Source organism: Paenibacillus sp. FSL F4-0100, from assembly GCF_037993005.1.
GTDB lineage: Bacteria > Bacillota > Bacilli > Paenibacillales > Paenibacillaceae > Paenibacillus_AQ.
Window position 1 is genome coordinate 2,721,254 of record NZ_CP150303.1, and the last position, 20,987, is coordinate 2,742,240.

Annotated in this window: 16 protein-coding genes; 15 read left to right on the forward strand and 1 reads right to left on the reverse strand. The window is 49.3% G+C overall.

What is annotated here, in order from left to right; genetic code table 11:
* Positions 1 to 47: 47 nt before the first annotated feature.
* On the forward strand, positions 48 to 236 hold the full coding sequence (locus tag MHH48_RS12170) for a hypothetical protein (RefSeq protein WP_256720398.1): 189 nt from the start codon (positions 48 to 50) through the stop codon (positions 234 to 236).
* Positions 237 to 358: 122 nt separating this feature from the next.
* On the opposite strand, the gene MHH48_RS12175 is transcribed toward MHH48_RS12170, so the two are convergent.
* Positions 359 to 1,288 carry a LysR family transcriptional regulator gene (locus MHH48_RS12175; RefSeq protein ID WP_076321022.1) on the reverse strand — a complete coding sequence of 310 codons (930 nt, stop codon included), beginning with the start codon at positions 1,286 to 1,288 and terminating at the stop codon, positions 359 to 361.
* 183 nt (positions 1,289 to 1,471) lie between these two features.
* On the opposite strand from MHH48_RS12175, the gene leuC reads away from it, so the two are divergent.
* The 14 genes from leuC to MHH48_RS12245 all read left to right on the forward strand — a co-directional run bounded on the left by leuC (position 1,472) and on the right by MHH48_RS12245 (position 20,934).
* Entirely contained in the window at positions 1,472 to 2,896 is a 1,425-nt protein-coding gene (leuC, locus tag MHH48_RS12180; RefSeq protein WP_076321329.1) for a 3-isopropylmalate dehydratase large subunit, read from the forward strand.
* A 20-nt stretch (positions 2,897 to 2,916) separates the two neighbouring features.
* Entirely contained in the window at positions 2,917 to 3,519 is a 603-nt protein-coding gene (gene leuD / locus MHH48_RS12185) for a 3-isopropylmalate dehydratase small subunit (RefSeq protein ID WP_076321023.1), read from the forward strand.
* Between the two features lie 236 nt (positions 3,520 to 3,755).
* Positions 3,756 to 5,192 (forward strand): N-acetylmuramoyl-L-alanine amidase family protein, encoded by a 1,437-nt coding sequence (locus MHH48_RS12190; protein ID WP_076321024.1) that lies wholly within the window; start codon positions 3,756 to 3,758, stop codon positions 5,190 to 5,192.
* 40 nt (positions 5,193 to 5,232) lie between these two features.
* Entirely contained in the window at positions 5,233 to 5,919 is a 687-nt protein-coding gene (locus MHH48_RS12195; RefSeq protein ID WP_076321025.1) for a GerMN domain-containing protein, read from the forward strand.
* Positions 5,920 to 6,120: 201 nt separating this feature from the next.
* On the forward strand, positions 6,121 to 7,500 hold the full coding sequence (locus tag MHH48_RS12200; protein WP_076321026.1) for an N-acetylmuramoyl-L-alanine amidase family protein: 1,380 nt from the start codon (positions 6,121 to 6,123) through the stop codon (positions 7,498 to 7,500).
* Between the two features lie 39 nt (positions 7,501 to 7,539).
* Entirely contained in the window at positions 7,540 to 8,139 is a 600-nt protein-coding gene (locus MHH48_RS12205) for a GerMN domain-containing protein (RefSeq protein ID WP_076321027.1), read from the forward strand.
* Between the two features lie 78 nt (positions 8,140 to 8,217).
* On the forward strand, positions 8,218 to 10,947 hold the full coding sequence (locus MHH48_RS12210) for an S-layer homology domain-containing protein (RefSeq protein ID WP_076321028.1): 2,730 nt from the start codon (positions 8,218 to 8,220) through the stop codon (positions 10,945 to 10,947).
* Positions 10,948 to 11,031: 84 nt separating this feature from the next.
* The gene (nth, locus tag MHH48_RS12215; protein ID WP_076321029.1) at positions 11,032 to 11,703 is read left to right on the forward strand and encodes an endonuclease III; all 672 of its coding nucleotides are present in this window, start codon (positions 11,032 to 11,034) and stop codon (positions 11,701 to 11,703) included.
* Between the two features lie 253 nt (positions 11,704 to 11,956).
* On the forward strand, positions 11,957 to 12,238 hold the full coding sequence (locus MHH48_RS12220; RefSeq protein ID WP_006209564.1) for a hypothetical protein: 282 nt from the start codon (positions 11,957 to 11,959) through the stop codon (positions 12,236 to 12,238).
* Between the two features lie 308 nt (positions 12,239 to 12,546).
* On the forward strand, positions 12,547 to 14,385 hold the full coding sequence (locus MHH48_RS12225; protein ID WP_340390701.1) for a dynamin family protein: 1,839 nt from the start codon (positions 12,547 to 12,549) through the stop codon (positions 14,383 to 14,385).
* Positions 14,386 to 14,423: 38 nt separating this feature from the next.
* Positions 14,424 to 16,178 carry a dynamin family protein gene (locus MHH48_RS12230; protein WP_340390672.1) on the forward strand — a complete coding sequence of 585 codons (1,755 nt, stop codon included), beginning with the start codon at positions 14,424 to 14,426 and terminating at the stop codon, positions 16,176 to 16,178.
* Positions 16,179 to 16,690: 512 nt separating this feature from the next.
* Positions 16,691 to 18,469 (forward strand): ABC transporter ATP-binding protein, encoded by a 1,779-nt coding sequence (locus MHH48_RS12235; protein WP_076321030.1) that lies wholly within the window; start codon positions 16,691 to 16,693, stop codon positions 18,467 to 18,469.
* Complete coding sequence (locus tag MHH48_RS12240; protein ID WP_076321031.1) at positions 18,466 to 20,331, forward strand: ABC transporter ATP-binding protein; 1,866 nt, start codon at positions 18,466 to 18,468, stop codon at positions 20,329 to 20,331. Before MHH48_RS12235 ends, MHH48_RS12240 begins: the two co-directional genes overlap by 4 nt.
* Positions 20,332 to 20,472: 141 nt before the next feature.
* On the forward strand, positions 20,473 to 20,934 hold the full coding sequence (locus MHH48_RS12245) for a GNAT family N-acetyltransferase (protein ID WP_053493894.1): 462 nt from the start codon (positions 20,473 to 20,475) through the stop codon (positions 20,932 to 20,934).
* Positions 20,935 to 20,987 lie beyond the last annotated feature (53 nt).

Genomic DNA, 20,987 nt, shown 5'->3' on the forward strand with positions numbered 1-20,987 from the left:
GCAGAGGCGGGTATACTATGGGTAATCCGTCTGAGAGGAGGCTTTGAATGATGGCAGAGAACAACCAATTCGACAGCCAAAACCATGAGCAGGAAGAAGAACAGAAACAACAGTTCCGCAGCTTTGTTGAGAATGTTGCCGGAGGCGGCAACGGGAAGAATGAATCGATTCAGGATCAGTCCCGTACTGCCGATGAACAGAACCGATTGATTGATCAGCATAATTTGCGCAAATAAACCTCTGATTTATGATGAAATGGGTAACCGTTTTACTTTAGGAGAAAAAGAGGCATAGCCACTGTCATTTGACGATGGTTATGCCTCTTTATTCGTATATGGGCTGCATTCATTAGCGTTTATTAATCTTGAACGCTTTCCACAACCAGCTTGTCCATAACCTGCTTGAACGTATCAATGAACGCATCCGCGGCTTTGGACAGATACCGGCCGTTACGGTAAGCCACGACCAGCGTACGGCTCGGAACCGGATCAGCGAGCGGCAAGTAGACCGGAATAAACTCGCTGCGTTTCGCACGGGCGATAAAACGAGGCACCAGCGTTATGCCCATTCCGGTTGCGACCAGAGATTGGAGCGTCTCGATGTTGTTGCTCTCGAAGACAACGTTCGGTTCAAATCCGGCCTCTCGACATATATCAAAGGTAAGCTTCCGGAAGCCCTGTCCTTTTTTGAGGACAACAAATGCTTCGTTCCGGATTTCGTCGATCGTAATGGGCCGAACGGGATCAGAGGCTGCTCGCAGCGCAAGCGGGTGCTGCGGAGGAACGGCCAAATCGATCATTTCCTCACCGATCGGAATCCAGGACAGTGACGGCTCGGACAGCGGCAGTGCAAGGAGGCTAAGATCGGCCTTGCCGCTGGCCGTCAGCTTTTCCAGGTTCATGGAGGAGTCTTCCAACAAGGTGATCTCAATATCCGGATATCCCTTTTTAAAGGCTGGCAAAACCCGTGGCAGCAGGTGAGAACCTGTAATCGGCATGCTGCCGACTACGACTTTGCCCTTACGAAGCTGGGAGATGTCCGACATCTCCTGTTTCAGCTGCTCGACGGCGTCCATAATCTTCTGCGCATGCTCGACAAAGCTGGCTCCGGCATGGGTAAGCTCAACGTTGCTCGTATTGCGCTGGAACAGCAGCACGCCGAGCTCTTTCTCCAGCTTGGAGAGCTGCTGGCTCAAGGAAGGCTGGGCGATATGAAGCTTCTCCGCGGCACGGGAGAAATTTTTATCCGCCGCGATTTGCAGCGTATATTGCAGTTGTCTCAGTTCCATTTAAGCATCACTCCGTTATAGCTGAATCCTATTACATCTATAGATATTATATCTTGGAACAATGAAGAAGGAAATGATATATTACTATCAACGTAAAGATGATGCGTTGTAGATCTTCCTTAAAAGAAGATAACAAGCAATTATCTTCTCATGGACGTAAAGAACAATGGGGTGATGATGATGATGAGTAAGAAGACAATGTTCGAGAAAATTTGGGATAACCACGTTATTCATCAAGAAGAAGGCAAACCGGGTATTTTGTACATCGACTTGCATTTGGTTCACGAGGTAACTTCCCCGCAAGCATTTGAAGGTTTGCGTCTTAGCGGCCGTAAAGTACGCCGTCCTGAACTGACCTTCGCAACGATGGATCACAACGTGCCAACGAAAGACCGTTTTAACATTACGGATCCGATTTCGAAGCAGCAAATTGATACCCTGACCAAGAACTGTCAGGATTTTGGCGTTACCCTGTATGATCTCGATACGATTGATCAAGGCGTTGTGCACGTAATGGGACCGGAACTTGGTTTAACGCATCCAGGCAAAACGATTGTGTGCGGCGACAGCCATACATCCACTCACGGTGCATTCGGCGCGCTTGCGTTTGGTATCGGTACGAGCGAGGTTGAGCATGTGCTGGCAACCCAATGTTTGCAGCAGGCCAAAGCGAAGACCATGGAAGTGCGTTTCGTCGGTCGCCGCAATCCGGGCGTGACGGCTAAGGACATGATCCTTGGCGTGATCGCGAAATACGGTACTGATTTTGCAACAGGTTATGTTATTGAGTATACGGGTGAAGCAATCCGCGAACTGTCGATGGAAGAGCGCATGACCGTATGTAACATGTCCATCGAAGGCGGAGCCAGAGCGGGCATGATCGCTCCGGATGAAACGACGTTTGAATACTTGCGCGGACGTCAACATGTTCCGCAAGGTGAAGCTTTTGATGCTGCAGTAGCAGCTTGGAAGAACCTTGTCACAGACGAAGGAGCCGAGTTCGACGTGGTGGTCGAGTTCGATGTAGAATCTCTGATCCCACAAGTAACCTGGGGAACGAGTCCGGGAATGGGTACGGGCATTTCCTCAACGGTTCCTAACCCTGCGGATTTCAAGACCGAGAATGAGCGCAAGGCAGCTGAGAAAGCTTTGGAGTATATGGCGCTCGTGCCTGGGACTCCAATATCCGAGATTCCGATCGATTATGTCTTTATCGGTTCTTGCACGAATGGACGCATTGAAGATTTGCGTGCAGCAGCAGCTGTAGCGAAGGGACATAAAGTGTCCAGCAATGTAACGGCCATCGTTGTTCCAGGGTCGGGCCGAGTGAAGATCCAGGCTGAACAAGAAGGGCTCGACAAAATTTTTGTTGAAGCGGGTTTCGAATGGCGTGAAGCAGGCTGCAGTATGTGTCTCGCGATGAATCCGGATGTACTGAAGCCGGGCCAGCGCTGCGCATCCACGTCCAATCGTAACTTCGAAGGACGCCAAGGCCGGGGCGGCAGAACGCATCTCGTATCGCCGGCAATGGCAGCGGCAGCTGCGGTTAAAGGGCGCTTCGTGGATGTACGTGACTGGAACTTTGTAGCCGAAGAAGTTGTGAGCTAAGAAGGACGGAGGAGAAGTTTATGCAAGCATTTACGAAATTACACGGTATAGTCGCACCTGTGGACCGGGTGAATGTAGATACGGACGCCATTATTCCGAAACAGTTTTTGAAGCGGATTGAACGTACAGGATTTGGACAGTTTCTGTTTTACGAATGGCGGTTTGATGAAGAGGGAGGCAATATCGACACCTTCTCGCTGAATCAGCCCCGCTACCAAGGCTCAACCATCCTGATTTCCCGTGCCAACTTTGGCTGCGGCTCTTCCCGTGAGCATGCCCCTTGGGCGATTCTCGACTACGGATTCCGCGTGGTCATCGCTCCATCGTTTGCTGATATTTTCTACAATAACTGCTTTAAGAACGGGATTCTTCCGATCAAACTGTCGGAGGAGCAAGTGGAGGAACTGTTCCAGCGCACAGAAGCTACAGAAGGTTATAAGCTGAACGTCGATCTGGAGAGCAAAACGATTACAGATGATCAAGGACTCCATATTGACTTTGATCTCGACGAGCACCGCCGTCAATTCCTGCTTCAAGGACTGGATGACATCGGATTGACACTGCAGCATGAAAGTGCAATCGATGCTTACGAGAAGAAGCATGGGGAGCGTCTGTTCGCTTAATCTCGTAATTACACGGCAAAAGGTTACAAGATTATTAAACTTCCATTTCCTGTGTAGGAAATGGAAGTTTTTTTTGGTATTATGGAATTAATATGCAGCGATAGCCAAGAGGAACCACTGTTTTATGTCAGTATTTGTCCGGCGGCGTGTTGTCGGGAATGTGCTGATTTACATATTTTTAGTTTTTTGCTAGATTTGCTTTTCAAATTTAATCATGGGATGATCGAGGTGGATTCATGAAGAAGTTAGGGTTTGTAATGATGTTGATAGTCTTCTTGCTGGCGTTTCCGAAAAGTGGCGAAGCCAGTTCTTCAAATGCAAGCATTTTTCTTGACGGAGAACCATTGAATTTGTCTTCGGGCGTTCAGGTAGCCAACATGAAAGGTAACGTGATGATTCCGATCCGCGTGGTATCCGAGAATCTCGGGTTCAAGGTAGGTTGGGAGAAGGCCAGTCAAACGGTAACGGTCGAGAACAGTGAGAAGGCTGTTCGTATGGTGGTCGGCAGCCAGCAGGCTGAGATGAACGGTGCCCAGGTTGAACTGAACTTGGCCCCTGTCTTAAATGGGCAGAACACGCTTGTACCGCTCCGGTTTGTGAGTGAGCAGATGGGGCTTGATGTGAAATGGGACAACCAAACAAAGGCTGTGTTCCTCTCCAGCTCCATTCCACCGGTTTCTGAAGGAGAGGTTGATCCTGCTGACGGAAACCATTCGGGCAGTGAAACGCCCCCGCCCGTCGAATCAGGGAACCAGGCTGCAATGACAGGGCTAAGCTTTAGCGACAACCGGTTGATGATTGCTACAGATGGTACGGTTACGCCGAAAGTATCCAGCATAACGGGACCGGACCGGATTGTGATCGATCTTCCAAATACCGTCTTCTCTTCTTCGTTCTTGGATGGACATGCAGCCAATGCACAAAGCGGCGGCGCGATGGTAATCACGGATTATCCTGACGTTATGAATGTACGATATGCCATGTTCAGTGACAATCCATCAACCGTGCGTATCGTTATCGACCTGACAGGTCCTAAAAGTTATGGGGTAACCCAAGAAGCGGGACTCATTATTGTTGATCTGAACGCCGAGGGAGAAATCCTCATACCACCCGTTCCCCCGGTAACAGGCAACGGCAAGAAGACGGTTGTTATTGACGCCGGTCACGGTGGAATCAAGCCTGGATCGATCAGCATTTCGGGAAAGAAGGAGAAATCATTTAATTTGGATGTTTCTCTGAAGGTTGAAGCGCTTCTTAAAAACGAGAAGAATATCAATGTTGTGATGACTCGCACTGATGATTCACACCTTGAACTTAGTGATCGCGTCAAGATCGCAAATAACCTGAAGGCGGATATATTCGTGTCTATTCACGGAAACAGCAGCACGACCAGCAGTCCGAACGGTACGGAAACGTATTATACGAGAGATTCAAGCAAATCCTTGGCGAATGTGATACACAAACATCTTGCGAGTGCAACAGGTCTTAAGGATCGGGGAGTTAAATATAGCAGCCTTCATGTTACGAGAGAAACAACGATGCCGGCTGTCCTGCTCGAGATTGGCTTTTTGAGCAACCAGGGTGACGAAGCCCAGTTGTTTAAAGACGATTTCCAAAATCGTGTTGCACAAGGTATTGTAGCGGGTATTAAAGAATATCTTCAAGTACAATAATGTGTACAAGATTTGATGAACTTAGAGGGGGACGAAAGTCATGAACAAAAAATATTGGATGACAGGATTGCTGGCGCTCCTGCTTGCATTTAGTGCCGGCTGTGGACAGAAGCCGACTGCAGCCCCTGCCGAGACAAATCCGGAGACCGCAACAGGAGAAGTACAAACACCTCAGGATAATCCGGGAGAAACGGCGGCTGATGATCATAAGGAAGATGACGCAACATCCGTAAATGCAGGCGAGGGAGCCAGCACACCGTCGCAGAATACAACCGGTCAAAGTACTGGAACTCCTGTGGATACAAAGGATGTGAATGCCACGGAGGATCAAGCGAAGAAGGCCAATATTAAACTCTATTATACGGACCCCGAAATCATGGATCTGAAAGAGGCTAGCAAAGAGATCACATACTCGGGCGAAGAGGATAAATATAAGAAAGCCTTTGAAGGACTTCAAACGAGCAGTGATGCCGCACTCAGTCCACTATGGTCGGATAAGATTACGCTGAAGTCTCTCAAGTTTGATAAAGGAGCTTTGACGCTGGATATCACCAAACCAGCCGAAGCCAACCTCGGAGCTGGAGGGGAAATGTTTGCGATAGATGCCTTACAGAAAACCTTCTTCCAGTTCGATGAGGTGCAGTCTCTGGAATTGCTAGTAGACGGTAAACAGATCGAAAGCTTAATGGGACATGTTGAGCTGGAGCATCCAATGACTCGGAAATAGTCATAAAGAACTATTTGTGAAACTCATACGAAGGACTAAACACCTATTTCGGTTTTTGGAATAGGTGTTTTTTTGGTAAAAAGGGAACAATTTCGCAACTTTCATTGTGACTTTGCGTCTATAGGTTGTCAGGTAATGTCGGACAGGCCGAGTGCAGGAACGCCAATCTATGGCAAAATAATAGGATGGTAGGGGTGAAGGATGAAGAAGTTCGGTTTTTTAATGTTTCTGGTTGTCATCATGATTGCGTTTCCTAAAATGGCGGATGCGAGTTCGTACAGCGCAAAGATTTACCTGGATGGCCAACAAATCAATCTGTCATCTGGCGTGAAGGTCGAGAACAATAACGGTACAGTCATGGTTCCGATCCGTGTCATTTCCGAGAATTTGGGATTTGATGTGTACTGGAGCAAGGCAACCAAGACGGTAACTGTACAAGACGGCTCGCAGACAGTAACGATGGTGATTGGAAGTCAGCAAGCTGACATCAACGGTCAACGTATACAAATGACCAAAGCACCCGTTCTTCGTGAAGGAACAACACTGGTTCCCCTCCGTTTTGTAAGTGAGCAGATGGGTCTTCAAGTAAGATGGGATAACGCGCAGAAAGCAGTTTATCTGACCTCGTCTTATGATGGGAGTAACCCTGGTGAAGAACCCGGCGTATCTACGTCGACCGTGGACGGTATCAGTTTCAGCGAAAATAGGCTGATGGTCGCCGTTACGGGCTCTGCGAAGCCGAATGTATCAAAGCTTAGCAATCCGGACCGTATCGTCATCGATATGGTGAACACGAATTTCTCGGATACGTTCAGCAGTAACGCCAGCTTTGATGACGTGATGAAGACCGGTCAGATGGACGTAACGGGATATCCGGATGTCAAATCCGTGCGTTACTCCTTGTACAACAGCAATCCGATGACCGTGCGCATTGTCATTGATCTCAACTACGCCAAGAATTACACCGTTTCAGGCCTTGAGAACGGATCGGGCCTGTTCATTGTGGATTTGAATACGGGCTCTAACCCGGTACCTGGTACAGGTGGTAAGAAACTCGTGGTCATTGATGCGGGTCATGGAGATCACGACCCGGGAGCAATCGGGGTAACGAAGAAGAGGGAGAAGGATTTCAACCTCGCAATGGCGCTGAAAGTTGAGAAACTGTTGGCCAAAGAACAAAATATCGAGGTCGTTTTAACTCGCAGTAACGATACTTTCCTCGAGCTGAAGGAACGCGCAAAAATTGCGAATGATCTGAAGGCTGATGTTTTCATATCGATACATGCTAATAGTGGCCCATCCACTGCAAGCGGAACCGAAACGTATTACTACCATGAATCTGACAAGGCGCTGGCGAATGCACTCCATAAAGAGATCGTCAAGGCCATGGGATTAAAGGATCGCGGAGTGAGGTATGGTAATTTCCATGTTATTCGTGAGACGAAAATGCCCGGTGCCTTGCTCGAAGTCGGATTCGTGAGCAACAAGACCGATGAGAGCAAGCTATTTGATCCGGCAACGCAGGATCGCGTGGCAGAGGCCATTGTCAGAGGCATCAAAAATTATTTGAAGGTTGATTAACGATACGACAGGGATCGTGATTGCAGGAGGTGGCTACTTTTGAATAAAAAAATATGGTCGGCTGGCCTACTGGCAGCCGTAATGCTGATTGGTGCCGGTTGTGGACAGAAACCCGGAGCAGCTCCGGACAATACGCCTGGGCAAGTAACGCCTGCACCTGATGATCAGACAGGACAGAGTAATAATGAAACGTCGAATGGATCAGGTGGATCGTCTACGGGCAGCGGCAGCGAAGTGACAACGCCGGAAGCGAAAACAGAGAGCATCAAAGCCTATTACACGGATCCTGATATGATGGAGCTGGTAGAAGGTACGGCAGAAATTTCGTACAAGGAAGATCAAGAAAAATACGAAGCTGCTTATCAAACATTGCAGAAGAGTGGTAATGCCGAAATGATTCCTCTGTGGGACAAAATCGGGCTGAATTCCCTGAAATTTGAAAACGGGGCGTTGACACTCGATGTGACGGTCCCGGATGAAGCCAACCTGGGTGCAGGCGGGGAGTCGTTTGCTGTCGATGCGATCAAAAAAACTTTTTTCCAGTTTGACGAAGTACAATCACTTCAAATTCTGGTGGATGGTCAGCAGACCGAATCGTTAATGGGTCATGTCGATTTGGAAAATCCAATGACTCGGTAATGATGGTTGAAGGAGATCACGATCTGCTGTCGAATATTAGTATATGATGAAGCAGTAGTTATTGAGAGGGGAAAGAAAATGGTACTTAGACACAGCAAACATGTTCATTCCAAAAAAGTGGTCTCCGCCGTCATGGCCGGACTTATAGCATTCGGAGGCGGGGCTTCGATCGTCTCGGCAGATGAAGAAACGGCAAATGCGACAACGGCAAATGCCGGCCAAACGGCCATTAACGGATTCAGTGACGTTAATGCCGGATATTGGGGAGAGAAGTATATTTATCAATTAGCAGCACAGGGGATCGTGACCGGAAATAACGGAAAGTTTCGTCCGAACGATCCAGTAACGCAGCAGGAAGCTGTAACGATGGCGATCCGTTTCTTAAGCAAGCAGGATCAATTAAGCAGCGGCGCTGCGACATTACCGACAAATATTAAAGTGAACGATTATTTTACGAAGTATGTTGAACTGGCTTTTCAGCAAAACCTGCTCGACAAGCAAAAAGAATCCGGATATGCGGATGAGAAAGTCATTTGGGGCGCGCAGAAAGCATCCCGTGAATGGATAACCGAAGTGCTTGTCCGTTCCATTGGACGTACCGCGGAAGCCAATGCAGCCAATAATAAAGCGACAGGCTTTGCGGATAACGCCAAGATATCCCCGGATCGTCTGGGTTATGTGAATGTAGCGGTTGAGCTTGGACTTGCGAAAGGCGTGAACGGCAACAAGTTCGATCCGCAAGGGGCCGTTACCCGTGCCCAGCTTGCAACGTTCCTTAGCCGGGCTCAAGCCTATATTACTACAAATTACGAGAACCAATACAAAGGCTCCATCGCTGCGATAGAGAACGGTAAGTTGGAGCTGTACGCCGATGGCAAGCTGAATTCATTCAAGCTGGATAATTCCACAGCGTATTTCACCTCCGATTCGGAGAAGAGATTGCAATTCTCGGAGATCAATCCTTACACTCAAGCGGAGGTTGTCGTGAATAACGGAACGGCTGCTTACGTGGAAATTACGGATCCAACCCAGCAAGTGGAGCGGTTTGACCGCACGTATGCACGTTTGTCGCCGGACAACCTCATTTGGCTGGATACAGGCAGCACCTTTGAAGAGCTGAGTTATGACCCAAGTACAGTGTTCCTGGATCAGAACGGTACTAAGATCGATCCAAAGACGCTTGCAGCCGGCAGTCTGCTTACGATTGAACGTGAAACATACAGCCCGCAGAAGAAAATCGTTTCAATCCGCGTAAAGAGCGGCTTGGTTAACAAGACGGGAGCAGGCATCGTTCAGAACGTGGATACGGCCAACAAAAGAGTAACCCTTAAGGATAGCACCGGTTATGAGGATACGTACACATGGGATGATGCAACCGTTATTCGCTATCAGAATCAAATCTTGGCTCCGGCGGAGCTCAAGAATGGCTACACCGTGAACTTTTCGGTAAGAAACAGCGTTATTCAATCGTTGGAAGTCACGCAAAGCGTCGATCGTACCGTGCAGGCGACGCTGTACTCCGTTGAAGAAAACGGAAAAACGATCACCTACAAGCGCAGTGGAAGCACACAGCTCGAAACGAAGTATTTGGCAGAGAAGCCGGAAATCATCATGGGTGGCGTAGCAAAACCGGTTCTGTCCGATTTGCTCGCTGACGCGGTATCCGGGGATCAAGTGACACTGACCATTAACGGTGAAGAAAAGATTTCGAAAATCGAAGTAACGGGTCGTCAAATTGAGCAATTGGATGCCGCTACCGTCGTAAACTACGATGCCAAGACGCGGTGGCTGACTGTTAAGGATGCGAACAACCAGCCTCGTGTGATCGTTTTGGATGACAAGACAAAGCTGGAATCAAGCTACGGAACGACGCTGGATCGAGTGGAACCTTTGCTTGTCTCAGGACGCAAAGTAAGTGTCTCTCTGATCGGTACCCGCGTAATTTCATTGGAAGTGGTATATAAAGTTGAAGGTAAAATCAGCAACATTAACACATCCAAGAGAGTAATTTCGATTGTGACCGCTAGCGGAAAAGTGGAGGAAATCTCATACTACAATAGTCCGGTTGTGGAAATCTTCGGCAGATCTGGCGTAACGCTGGCGGATTTACGGATCGGTGACGAAGTGTCAGCCCAGCTGTCGAACAATCAGGATTACTTGCAGAGCTTAAAACTCAAAACTTCCGCACAATTCGAGGTGGTATCTACGGAACCAACGAGGAATCGGATTCGAGTGAAAGCGAACGGTTCTACAAGCGATATATATACCGAAAAAACCATATTTACCGGTGAAAGCGGACAAGCAATTCTGCTCAATGACTTGCGTCCGGGAGCACTCGTTAATATAACGTTCCAAGGCTTAACGCCTGTCGCGGTTGCCGAAGTTAAATTGACGCTTGGCGAAGTGACAAGCGCAGATGTTTCCGGAAATGCACTGACCGTGAAGGATTATTCAGGCAACAGTCAGACGTTAGGCGTGAGCGGTGGGGTCAAAGTCGTTAAGAATGGTTCGACGGCTTCGAATTTAAGCACATTGACCGCAGGAGATCGCGTTGAGATTCGAAAAGATATTCAAGGCGTAACGATCGTGCAGGTTCTGGAGAAGGTTGAACGTGCATTCTGGCAGGCAAGCAATACGGAAATTCAAGTGAAGCGCAAATCGATTAACGATAATTTCCGGTATGCATTATCCGATAAAGTATTTGTTCATCAAGGTGACACTACTTTGTCCGTGCAATCCCTTAAGGAAAATGATAATATTGTACTGTACTTAAACAACGGTGTCGTTGTTGAGATCGTAAAACAGTAAATTATCGACCTGGGATTGCTCGAGAAACACCGTCTTGATGCGGGGATTTCCGCATCAAGATTTTTTTTTGCGGGAGGGAAACATATGAATGCGGCAACGGTACGGCATATTTTGGACACGATGGAGAGCATGTTTCCGGATGCACATTGCGAGCTGAATCACAGCAATGCGTTTGAGCTGACCATCGCCGTGCTGCTGTCCGCTCAGTGCACGGATGAAACGGTTAATAAGGTGACAAAGGATCTGTTTCAGAAATACAAAACGCCTTTGGATTATGTATCTGTACCGATCGAGGAACTTGAGCAGGATATCAGACGGATCGGATTATACCGGAATAAGGCCAAACATATTCAGAATTTGTGCAGGATTCTGATCGAACAGTATGGCGGTGAGGTGCCGGAGGCTCATGATGAGCTGGTTAAATTACCTGGGGTTGGACGCAAGACAGCCAATGTCGTCGTTTCCAATGCTTTTGGTGTGCCTGCCATCGCGGTTGACACGCATGTGGAGCGGGTTTCCAAGCGACTTGGACTGGCCGCCTGGAAAGATTCCGTGCTGGAAGTGGAGAAAAAGCTGATGAAGCGGGTACCGCGTGAAGAATGGACGCTGACCCATCATCGGATCATTTTTTTCGGACGGTATCACTGTAAGGCTCAAAATCCGCAATGCCCGGTATGTCCATTGCTGGATGTTTGCCGTGAAGGAAAGAAACGTATGAAAACCTTAGCAGTCAGGAAGAATAAGGAACAATTGTAAAACCAGCAAGAAATAGACAAAAAAGAGGTTCATCTGATTCATCGGGAATACGGCACTTTAATGAATAGCTAGCGAAATGGACATAATTGTAAGCAAGCGCAAAGCTTGCCTTTGTCTCCGGATTTCTATCTTTAGCCGCATGGGAGAATGGAGATCTGGAAACAACAGTATCAAAGGTCGGTTTTTCGCGAGGTGAAAGAGGACGGTATCCTGGATCGGCATGAGCTAAATTTAAAAGAGGATGGGATTACACATGAAATGCATCTCTGTTTACACCGACAATTTTGAATTGTTCTCAGATATTTTTGAACATGTGGTGGAGAGCCAAAGCCAACTGAGTGAGAATGAAGAGCAAGAAGTCGAAGGCGTGACGTTCAGTCATTCCGGGGATGCTCCTGAGCATTATTTGGAGCGTATGTCACAGAAGCCCGAAGTCGTGGTCATGCGCGATAAATCACGCGGATTAACTATTCTGCAGCACGGAAATGTCTTCGAAATTTTGATTCCGGCAGAAGAAAACACCGTTGTATCTTAAGTTCTTCAAATTTGATGTTTTAAAAAATGAGATAAACCTGGTGCTTACAGGGTAATCGAGTGTGAACTCTCACCTCATTCCTTCTGTATGTGTCGGTTTATGAAGCTTTGGATTAATGGCAGGCAAGGAAGATCACTTCCTTGCCTGCCATTTTGCATAGATAAGGACTGTCATATCAAGAAAGGCCCCCGAAAATGAAATGCAATGATTCCTTTACGGCACAAGCGGTGATAAAATAAAATGATGTGAATAGATAGTGTCAGAAATTGAGAGATCAATGGACAGGAGCGAGAAATACATTGAAGTTGATGGCTGAGCATGAAATCGGATACAGTGTGACGGAACTAACCAGAGTTCGAGATCGTTTCTTGGAGTGGAATGACGAATCTTCCTCCGCTTTGACTGAGGATTTAATACGCAAGGGTACAGGCGGCGAGCTAACGCTGGCTTTCTGCGGGCATTTTTCCGCTGGGAAGTCGAGCATGATTAATGCGCTTTGCGGCAAAAAGGTGCTGCCTTCAGGTCCGATACCGACGAGCGCGAATGTGGTTACGATCCGAAGCGGTGAGCCGCGGGCGTTGATTCACCGATCTGCTGGTGAGCCTGGTGAGCCCATAACGGCAACGATTGACGAACTTGCCGAATACTGCAAGGAGGGCCGGGAGTATTCCGCGATTGAAGTGTGGGATGATGTGCCGCTGCTTGGCGAAGATGGCGTCTTGATGGATACCCCCGGGGTCGATTCAACGGATGACGGGCACCGGCTTGCCACGCATTCCGCCCTGCATATGGCTGACATCGTTTTTTACGTCATGGATTATAATCATGTACAGTCGGAGAGTAATCTGATGTTTGCCAAGAGCTTGTCGGATTGGGGGAAACCGCTGTACCTGATCGTCAATCAGATTGACAAGCATCGTGATGATGAATTAACGTTGTCTTCTTATCTAAACGACGTGAAGAAGGCGTTCGTCCAGTGGAAGATCACATATAAAGGGTTGCTATGCACTTCGCTTAAAGTTCAGGACCATCCCTATAACCAATGGGAAACGCTGAAGGCTTTGATCGGTGAGTTGATATCCCATAAGGAACCATTGCTGCGCTACAGCGTATCCTGCTCTATTCGCCATGCTGCTGATCAGCATGTGGAAGCCTATACCCGCAGCCATCAGGAAGAGAAGGAGCGGCTGCTGGAGGAAATGGGTGGCGAGGAGGCAGCTGCGGCGATGAAAGCACGGCTGCAGGAGCTGGAGGAGCAAAAAAGATCCGCCCAGCTGCTGCCGGAATCCGTTCGGACGGAACTCCGCAAAGAAGCGGATGCCCTTCTGGCAAATGCCAATTTGACGCCGGCGGATGTTCGGGATTTAAGTCTCTCCTTTCTGGAAAGCCGCAAGAGTGGTTTTAAAGTCGGATTTCTGTTCACAGGCGGCAAGACGGAGGAGGAGCGTCGGCGTCGTCTGGAGTCATTCCATCATCGATTGGAGGAACAGACCGCATCGCAGATCGATTGGCATCTGCGTGCGCTGTTCCGTAAAAGCGTGGAGCAGCATACGGAGTGGAGTTCCGAGTGGGAGAGTTTGATGGACGCTGAACTTCCCGGTGTGCGGGAGGATATGATTACGCGGACCGTGAATCCGGAAGCGACAGTGTCCGGAGAATATGTATTGAACTATAACCGGGAGCTGGCCGAGGAAATCAAGGGCAGCTACCGCCGGGCCGTGTTGGTGCTTGCCGACCGGCTGAAGGCGGTATTGACGGACGCTTCGACTGTCCGTCTGCAGGAACTGGAGCGCCAGGGCGCCGAGCTCCTGGCGCAATCCGCGGCTTCCGCCAGCTACGATAGCCTGCAGCAGGCGGAAGCCGCCCGCGCGGCCGAGCTGGCGCAGCTGCTCCCGCCGCGCACCTCCCTCACCCCCGGCCTCCTGCCGGAGGTGAGGGAGCCGGAAGGGCAGCCCGCGCAAGCGGCTGCCGGGGCGGCGCCCCGGCGGCGCAGCCGGGGCACGGGCGCACGGCGCCCCGCGCCGCCGCTGCGCAGGCGGCGGCACCGCAGCGGCGCCAGCGGCTGGATGCCGCGGCAGCCGAGCTGCGCGCAGCGGCGGCGCTGCTGGCGCCGCACCCCGCGCTTGTCTCGGCCGCGCGGGATCTGACCGCCCGCGCGGATGCGCTTGCGGGCGGCTCGTTCACGTTGGCGCTGTTCGGCGCGTTCAGCGCCGGGAAGTCCTCCTTCGCCAATGCACTGCTTGGCGAGTCGGTCCTGCCGGTGTCACCGCACCCGACAACGGCGGCAGTGAACCGGATTTTGGCACCGGCTGAAGGGAAATCCCATGGTACCGCAGCCGTACGCATGAAGAGCCGCGATATGTGGTGGGACGATCTGAAGTACTCCTTCAGCGTGCTGGGTCTCCAAGAACCGAATCCGGGGAATTGGCGAAGCGTGGCTGAAGAATTGAATCCGGCCGGTATTCACCCGGCCGGCTTGCCGCATTACGGGTTTCTGAAGGCCGCCGCCGCCGGCTTTGATGTGATGGAGTCCAAACTGGGTACGACAGAAACAGTAGAATTGGCGGAATATCGAGGCTATGTGGCGGACGAAACCAAATCCTGTTTTGTCGACGGGATTGATTTGTATTACAGCTGTCCGATGACAGAGCAGGGGATCGTGCTGGTGGATACGCCTGGAGCCGATTCCCTGCATGCTCGGCATACGGGCGTAACGTTTAATTATATTAAGAATGCGGATGCCATCGTATACGTAACGTATTACAACCACGCCTTCTCCAAAGCGGATCGGCAATTCCTGTCCCAGCTGGGCAGGGTTAAAGACAGTTTTGCTCTGGATAAAATGTTTTTTATCGTCAATGCCGCAGACCTTGCACAATCCGAAGAGGAGCTGGATGAGGTGGTGAAGCATGTTCGTACCAACTTGACATCCAGTGGGGTAGGCAGCCCGCATATCTTCCCTGTTTCCAGTCTGGCAGCGCTGGATAGTAAGCTCTATGGGGATGAAGCAAAATTGAAGGAATCGGGGTTCCCTGTATTCGAAGGAGCGCTTAGCCGATTTGCGGTTGAAGAGCTGCCAAGGCTTTCAGAGCGCGCGGGTTATGATGAACTGGCTTCGGTTAGGGATCGAATCAGGGCATGGGCCGATATGGCAGCCCAGGATGAGAACACGCGTGAGCGTAAAATCGTGGAGATGGAAGAGGTTCATCAACAAGCCTTATCCCGCCTTGCGGCTTTGACGGAGATTAACATGTCCCGCGATATCGCGCAGGAAAGCAGCGAACTGTTGTTTCATGTACGGCAGCGGCTGGATTATGCCATGAACCGTTTCTTTCAGGAGTCGTTTAATCCTTCCGTGCTCCGGGAGGATGCAGGTCACCTGAAATCGGCCTTTGCGGCATGCGGACGTGATTTGATGCGGACGCTATCCTTGGAGCTGGATCAGGAGCTATGGGCAACAACGCTTCGATTAGAGATGGCCGGTCGCAAATTAACCGAAGAAGCAGCGCTTAAAGCAGCAGCGGATATCAACGGTATGGGCGAAGGCTTGTCTCTTGCTATCCGGCGGGATAAGGACTGGTCGCCGCCGGAGCTGGAAGAAACGGAATTGCAAATACAGGGGGACTGGTTGTCCTTCTGGCCGACCTTTAAGAACCCGAAACATTTCTTTGAGGGCAGCGGAAGCTCCAAACTTCGTGAAGCAGCAGAGCCGAAGGTGAAGGAAGCCGTGGCGAGTGTGGTGAGCATTCGGGAAGAGCAGCTGACGGACCACTATGTTCGGATGAGTGAGCGTTCATTGCAGCATCATGGATCGGTGTTGGAGGAACAGCTGAAGGAATCCATGGCTGCCATCCTCGGTTCGCTTCAGGACGGTCAATCTCCGTTGATGTGGAGTAAGCTGGCAGATGAGCTGGATGTTATGATTCAGGCAGCTCGGTAATGGTCAAGAGCATGTATGCACAACGAATAGTATAGATGTTGGAGTCTGGAGCTCCTAGACGCATAACGATTTTATGCAGGTGAACTCCAATCATACACTCCTCAATCCAAAGGCGTTCCCTATCCATCATGGCGGGGCGCCTTTTTTCCTATGCTTATCCGGGCTAATGAAGGTCAAGAGGATGGTATGACGTATTTTAATCCGCTACAACGTTCGTGACTAGGATGAAATCAGCTTAGGATATTACCCTTTTGTAAGCATGTTCAAAAAAGTCGAATAGAGTGGATGAAGCCTGATGGTTGAAGGGACTGACAATGTGATTATATCCCCTAGTATTAATGAGAATTCCCGATGATTTCATTATGAAACAAAGATAAGTTCTACTATTTGCCCCCTTTAGGTCCTTTTGGCTCATTTATGACGGTTTTCCCTCTTTGCCGCGGGTTCAGCTCGATGATAAACTTCATAAATGCTACATAACCTGAACGAAAATAATCCAAAGGAGGATAAACATGAATGTTCTCAGGCAACTGCAGGGCTTCTTTTGGGAGAAACGAAGTTATCTTTTTCTTTCCATGCTGTGTCTGGCGATTGCAACCGCATTAGGACTTGTCTATCCGCAGCTGTTGAAGGTGCTGATTGACGATGCAATCAAGCTGGAGAATTACGGCATCGTACCGCAGCTGGCGCTCACTGTGCTGGGTGTGGTCATCCTTAAAGCTTTCATGCAGTTTTTGCACGGATTTTTTGGGGGGAGGCTGGGTAACTACCTGGCTTACGCGTTGCGAAACGCCTGCTATGAAAAATTGCAATTTCTATCGTTCCGTTACTATGACACGGCTCGGACCGGGGATTTGATGTCACGGCTGACAGGCGATTTGGAAGCCATCCGAATGTTTATCGGCTTCGGTTTCGCTCAGCTGCTCAATCTGGTATTGATGGTGACTTTCGGTTCCATCATGATGTTTACCATCAGCTGGCAATTGACGCTGGTAACTTTGGTAGCGATGCCATTTTTGGTTGTGGCAGCTCTAAAATTCGAATCCAAGATCCATCCGGCTTTCCAGGAAATGCGTCTGGCACTAAGCTCGCTGACGACCGCGGTTCAGGAGAATATTACGGGTGTTCGTACCGTTAAGTCTTTTGCTCGCGAGCCGCACGAAGTGGAGAAATTCTCTGAACGGAATGAGCGTTACAAAACCAACCAGATTTTTGCCTCTTCACTATGGGCACGGTACTTCCCGATGATGGAGCTCTTTGCGAATATCAGTGTCGTCATTTTGCTTGCCATCGGCGGAGGGATGGTTATCCAAGGCTCCATGACGGTAGGGGAACTGGCAGCTTTCTTTACTTTGATCTGGTACATAATCGGCCCGCTTTGGGGGATCGGGTTTCACATTAATAACTACACGCAGTCCAAGGCATCGGGTGAACGGGTGCTGGAGCTGCTGAATCAGCCGATTGATGTTGAAGACCGTGAGCGTGCGGTAGATTTGGTGCCAAACGAGGTGAAGGGCCATGTCGTATTTGATAATGTCACCTTTGCTTACGGTAACAAGATGGCAGCAGTCAAAGATATTAATCTGGATGCTCGTCCCGGCTCCGTGATCGGTTTGCTTGGGGGAACGGGGTCCGGTAAGTCGACCATTATTCAACTCTTGATGCATGCCTATAATGTGAATCAGGGCAGCATCAAACTAGACGGTATGAACATTAATGATATTAAGATCCGGAGTCTGCGCAGTCAGATTGCCACGGTCTTCCAGGAGACCTTCTTGTTCTCGTCCAGTATCCGCAACAATATTTCTTACGGCATGAAGGACGTTAGCATGGAAGAAATCATCCGTGTTGCCAAGCTGGCCAAAGCCCATGAGTTTATTATGGAAATGAAGGATGGTTACGATACCATTGTCGGTGAACGGGGGATGGGACTCTCTGGCGGACAGAAGCAGCGGATTGCGATTGCACGTGCCCTTCTGAAAGATCCGAAAATCCTGATCCTGGATGATGCCACCAGTGCAGTGGATATGGAAACCGAGCATGAAATTCAGTCCGGCTTCCAGGAAGTCATGAACGGCAGAACGACTTTTATTATCGCTCACCGGATCTCTTCCTTGCGTCATGCGGATGAAATTCTCGTTCTGGATGAAGGAAAAGTCGTGCAGCGCGGCAAGCATAACGATTTGATTGCGGTGCCGGGGCCTTACCAGGATGTATACAAAATACAATATGCGGACCTTATTGCGAAGCAAGCTCAAGCAGGAGGTACGCAAGGGCAGGTGCAAGCATGAACGCCAATGTAAATACTGAACCGCATCAGAAGCAAAAGCTTCCGAGGCCGCGGAAGCCCTCGGAAGAAACCAATGAACGTTTTGTATACAAGGACGACGATGCAATTGAGAAACCGTTTAACTGGATGCAGCTGACACGTCTGATCTCGTATATGAAACCATACGCGAAACAGATTCTCCCTTTGATCGGGCTTATGATGGTCATCGGTACCATTACGAAGCTGGCCATTCCGTTCTTGACCAGTTTGGCCATTGACCGGGCTATCGAACCGAAGAGTGGGAATCCAAGTCTGACCTTGTTGTATCAGATTACAATCGCGGTTCTGGCGATGTATATCATTCAATGGGTTGCCGGGATATTCCGTATCAAGTTTACGAATATCATCGGTCAGCGGGTCATTTATGACCTACGAGCGGATCTGTTCCAGCACATTCAGCGCCTGTCCTTTAATTTCTTCGACAAGCGTCCGGCTGGATCTGTGCTGGTCCGGGTTACGAATGATGTTAACTCCCTGCAGGATTTGTTTACTAACGGGGTTGTCAACCTGATCATCGACTGCGTGCAGTTAGTAGGTATTGTGGTCATTCTTCTATTAATAAACTGGAAGCTCGGTCTTGCTGTTATTGTCACGGTACCGATTATGTTCTTCATCTCGACCAAACTCCGTGTACGCATCCGGCGTGCATGGCAGGATGTACGGATTCGGAACTCGCGGATTAACTCCCACTTGAATGAATCGATTCAGGGGATCCGCGTGACCCAAGCTTACACCCAAGAAGAAGAGAATATGAAGTTCTTTGACAACATGAATTTGGACAGCAAAAAGTCTTGGGATAAGGCGTCTGCCATGAACCAAGGGTTTGGGCCTCTTATCGAAATTACCGGTGGTTTTGGTTCACTGATCTTGTTCTGGCTTGGTGCCGTGTTGATCCAACAAGGCGAGCTTACCATCGGTCTGTTAATTGCCTTTACCCAATATGTAGGGAACTTCTGGGAGCCGATCAATCGGCTTGGCCAAATGTATAACCAATTGCTTGTCGCCATGGCTTCCTCTGAACGTATTTTTGAATTTATTGACGAGAAGCCGAGCATTGATGATCAGCCTGGGGCGAAGAAATTGCCGACGATTAAAGGGGACATCAAGCTGGAGAATGTGGTGTTTGAATATGAAAAAGGACGCCAGGCTCTCAAAGGCATCAATCTGGACGTGAAGGCAGGCCAGTCGATTGCGCTGGTCGGTCATACCGGATCAGGCAAGAGCACCATCATTAATCTGCTCAGCCGATTCTATGATATTACCGAAGGTAAATTAACCATCGACGGATACGATATCCAATCGGTAACGGTTGAAAGTCTTCGAAATCAGATTGGCATCGTGCTGCAGGATACCTTCATATTCTCGGGCACGATTCGGGATAATATCCGGTTTGGCCGTCTGGATGCGACTAATGAGGAGATTGAGGATGTAGCCAAGGCGGTCGGCGCACATGAATTTATTGTCCAGATGCCGGGCGGTTACGATACGGAGGTTGAGGAACGCGGGAATATGCTGTCTATGGGCCAGCGGCAGCTGTTGTCCTTTGCCAGAGCGCTCCTTGCCGATCCGCGGATTCTGATTCTGGATGAAGCAACGGCGAGTATCGATACCGAGACGGAGTTGAAAATTCAGGAAGCTCTTAAAGTGCTGCTTCAGGGCCGAACCTCCTTCATCGTGGCCCATCGTTTGTCAACGATCCGCCATGCCGATCATATCGTCGTGTTGGATCATGGCAAGATTATCGAAGAAGGAAATCACAGCCAGCTTATGCAGAAGCAGGGTACGTACCATGGGCTGATTGAAGCACAATACCGATTTTTGTAAAAACGGCTTAACAAAGGTTTAACAAAACCGACACAAATGTAAAAAAAATGTCGCTTGATACTTGCAATCTTCTTCATAAACTTACAAAATAGAAGTAGAGTTTACTCAGAATTCATAGAAGAAGGGAAGCATGAGGGTATAATGAGCATCGAAAGCGTATTATCTGCGCCTGCACTGCTGATTCGAAACTTTGAGAAGAATGATTTGGAAGCTGTCACATCCTTGATGCGCGAACTGAATTATCCGACCACGCTGAATGTCATGCGGGAACGGATGGAAGCCATGAACGACAATCCATTATACGGCAATCTGATTGCTGAGGTTGATGGTGTTGTTGTAGGTATGATCATGCTTCGTCAAGTCAAATCCTTCACTATGACCGAACCGGTCACTCAAATTACTTCGGTTATTGTAACCTCAAGCTGCCGCGGCCAAGGGATTGGCAAAAGATTGATTCGCGGTGCAGAGACATGGGGAAGACAGCATGGTAGCCACCTCTTGTTTCTCACAAGCGGCAACCGGGAAGAACTTGCTCCCGCACATGCATTTTATGAGCATATTGGATTTGAAAAGGCTGGATACCAGTTTAGTAAAAAGCTGTAGTCTTGGTCTTTTCATTAACCCATCCCAATTTTTGGGGTGGGTTTTTTCTTGTT

Bases quoted from the DNA above. Each gene is read 5' to 3' on its own strand.
- MHH48_RS12170 (WP_256720398.1), top strand. From the start codon at position 48: ATGATGGCAGAGAACAACCAATTCGACAGCCAAAACCATGAGCAGGAA.
- MHH48_RS12175 (WP_076321022.1), bottom strand. From the start codon at position 1,288: ATGGAACTGAGACAACTGCAATATACGCTGCAAATCGCGGCGGATAAA.
- leuC (WP_076321329.1), top strand. From the start codon at position 1,472: ATGAGTAAGAAGACAATGTTCGAGAAAATTTGGGATAACCACGTTATT.
- leuD (WP_076321023.1), top strand. From the start codon at position 2,917: ATGCAAGCATTTACGAAATTACACGGTATAGTCGCACCTGTGGACCGG.
- MHH48_RS12190 (WP_076321024.1), top strand. From the start codon at position 3,756: ATGAAGAAGTTAGGGTTTGTAATGATGTTGATAGTCTTCTTGCTGGCG.
- MHH48_RS12195 (WP_076321025.1), top strand. From the start codon at position 5,233: ATGAACAAAAAATATTGGATGACAGGATTGCTGGCGCTCCTGCTTGCA.
- MHH48_RS12200 (WP_076321026.1), top strand. From the start codon at position 6,121: ATGAAGAAGTTCGGTTTTTTAATGTTTCTGGTTGTCATCATGATTGCG.
- MHH48_RS12210 (WP_076321028.1), top strand. From the start codon at position 8,218: ATGGTACTTAGACACAGCAAACATGTTCATTCCAAAAAAGTGGTCTCC.
- nth (WP_076321029.1), top strand. From the start codon at position 11,032: ATGAATGCGGCAACGGTACGGCATATTTTGGACACGATGGAGAGCATG.
- MHH48_RS12220 (WP_006209564.1), top strand. From the start codon at position 11,957: ATGAAATGCATCTCTGTTTACACCGACAATTTTGAATTGTTCTCAGAT.
- MHH48_RS12225 (WP_340390701.1), top strand. From the start codon at position 12,547: ATGGCTGAGCATGAAATCGGATACAGTGTGACGGAACTAACCAGAGTT.
- MHH48_RS12235 (WP_076321030.1), top strand. From the start codon at position 16,691: ATGAATGTTCTCAGGCAACTGCAGGGCTTCTTTTGGGAGAAACGAAGT.
- MHH48_RS12240 (WP_076321031.1), top strand. From the start codon at position 18,466: ATGAACGCCAATGTAAATACTGAACCGCATCAGAAGCAAAAGCTTCCG.
- MHH48_RS12245 (WP_053493894.1), top strand. From the start codon at position 20,473: ATGAGCATCGAAAGCGTATTATCTGCGCCTGCACTGCTGATTCGAAAC.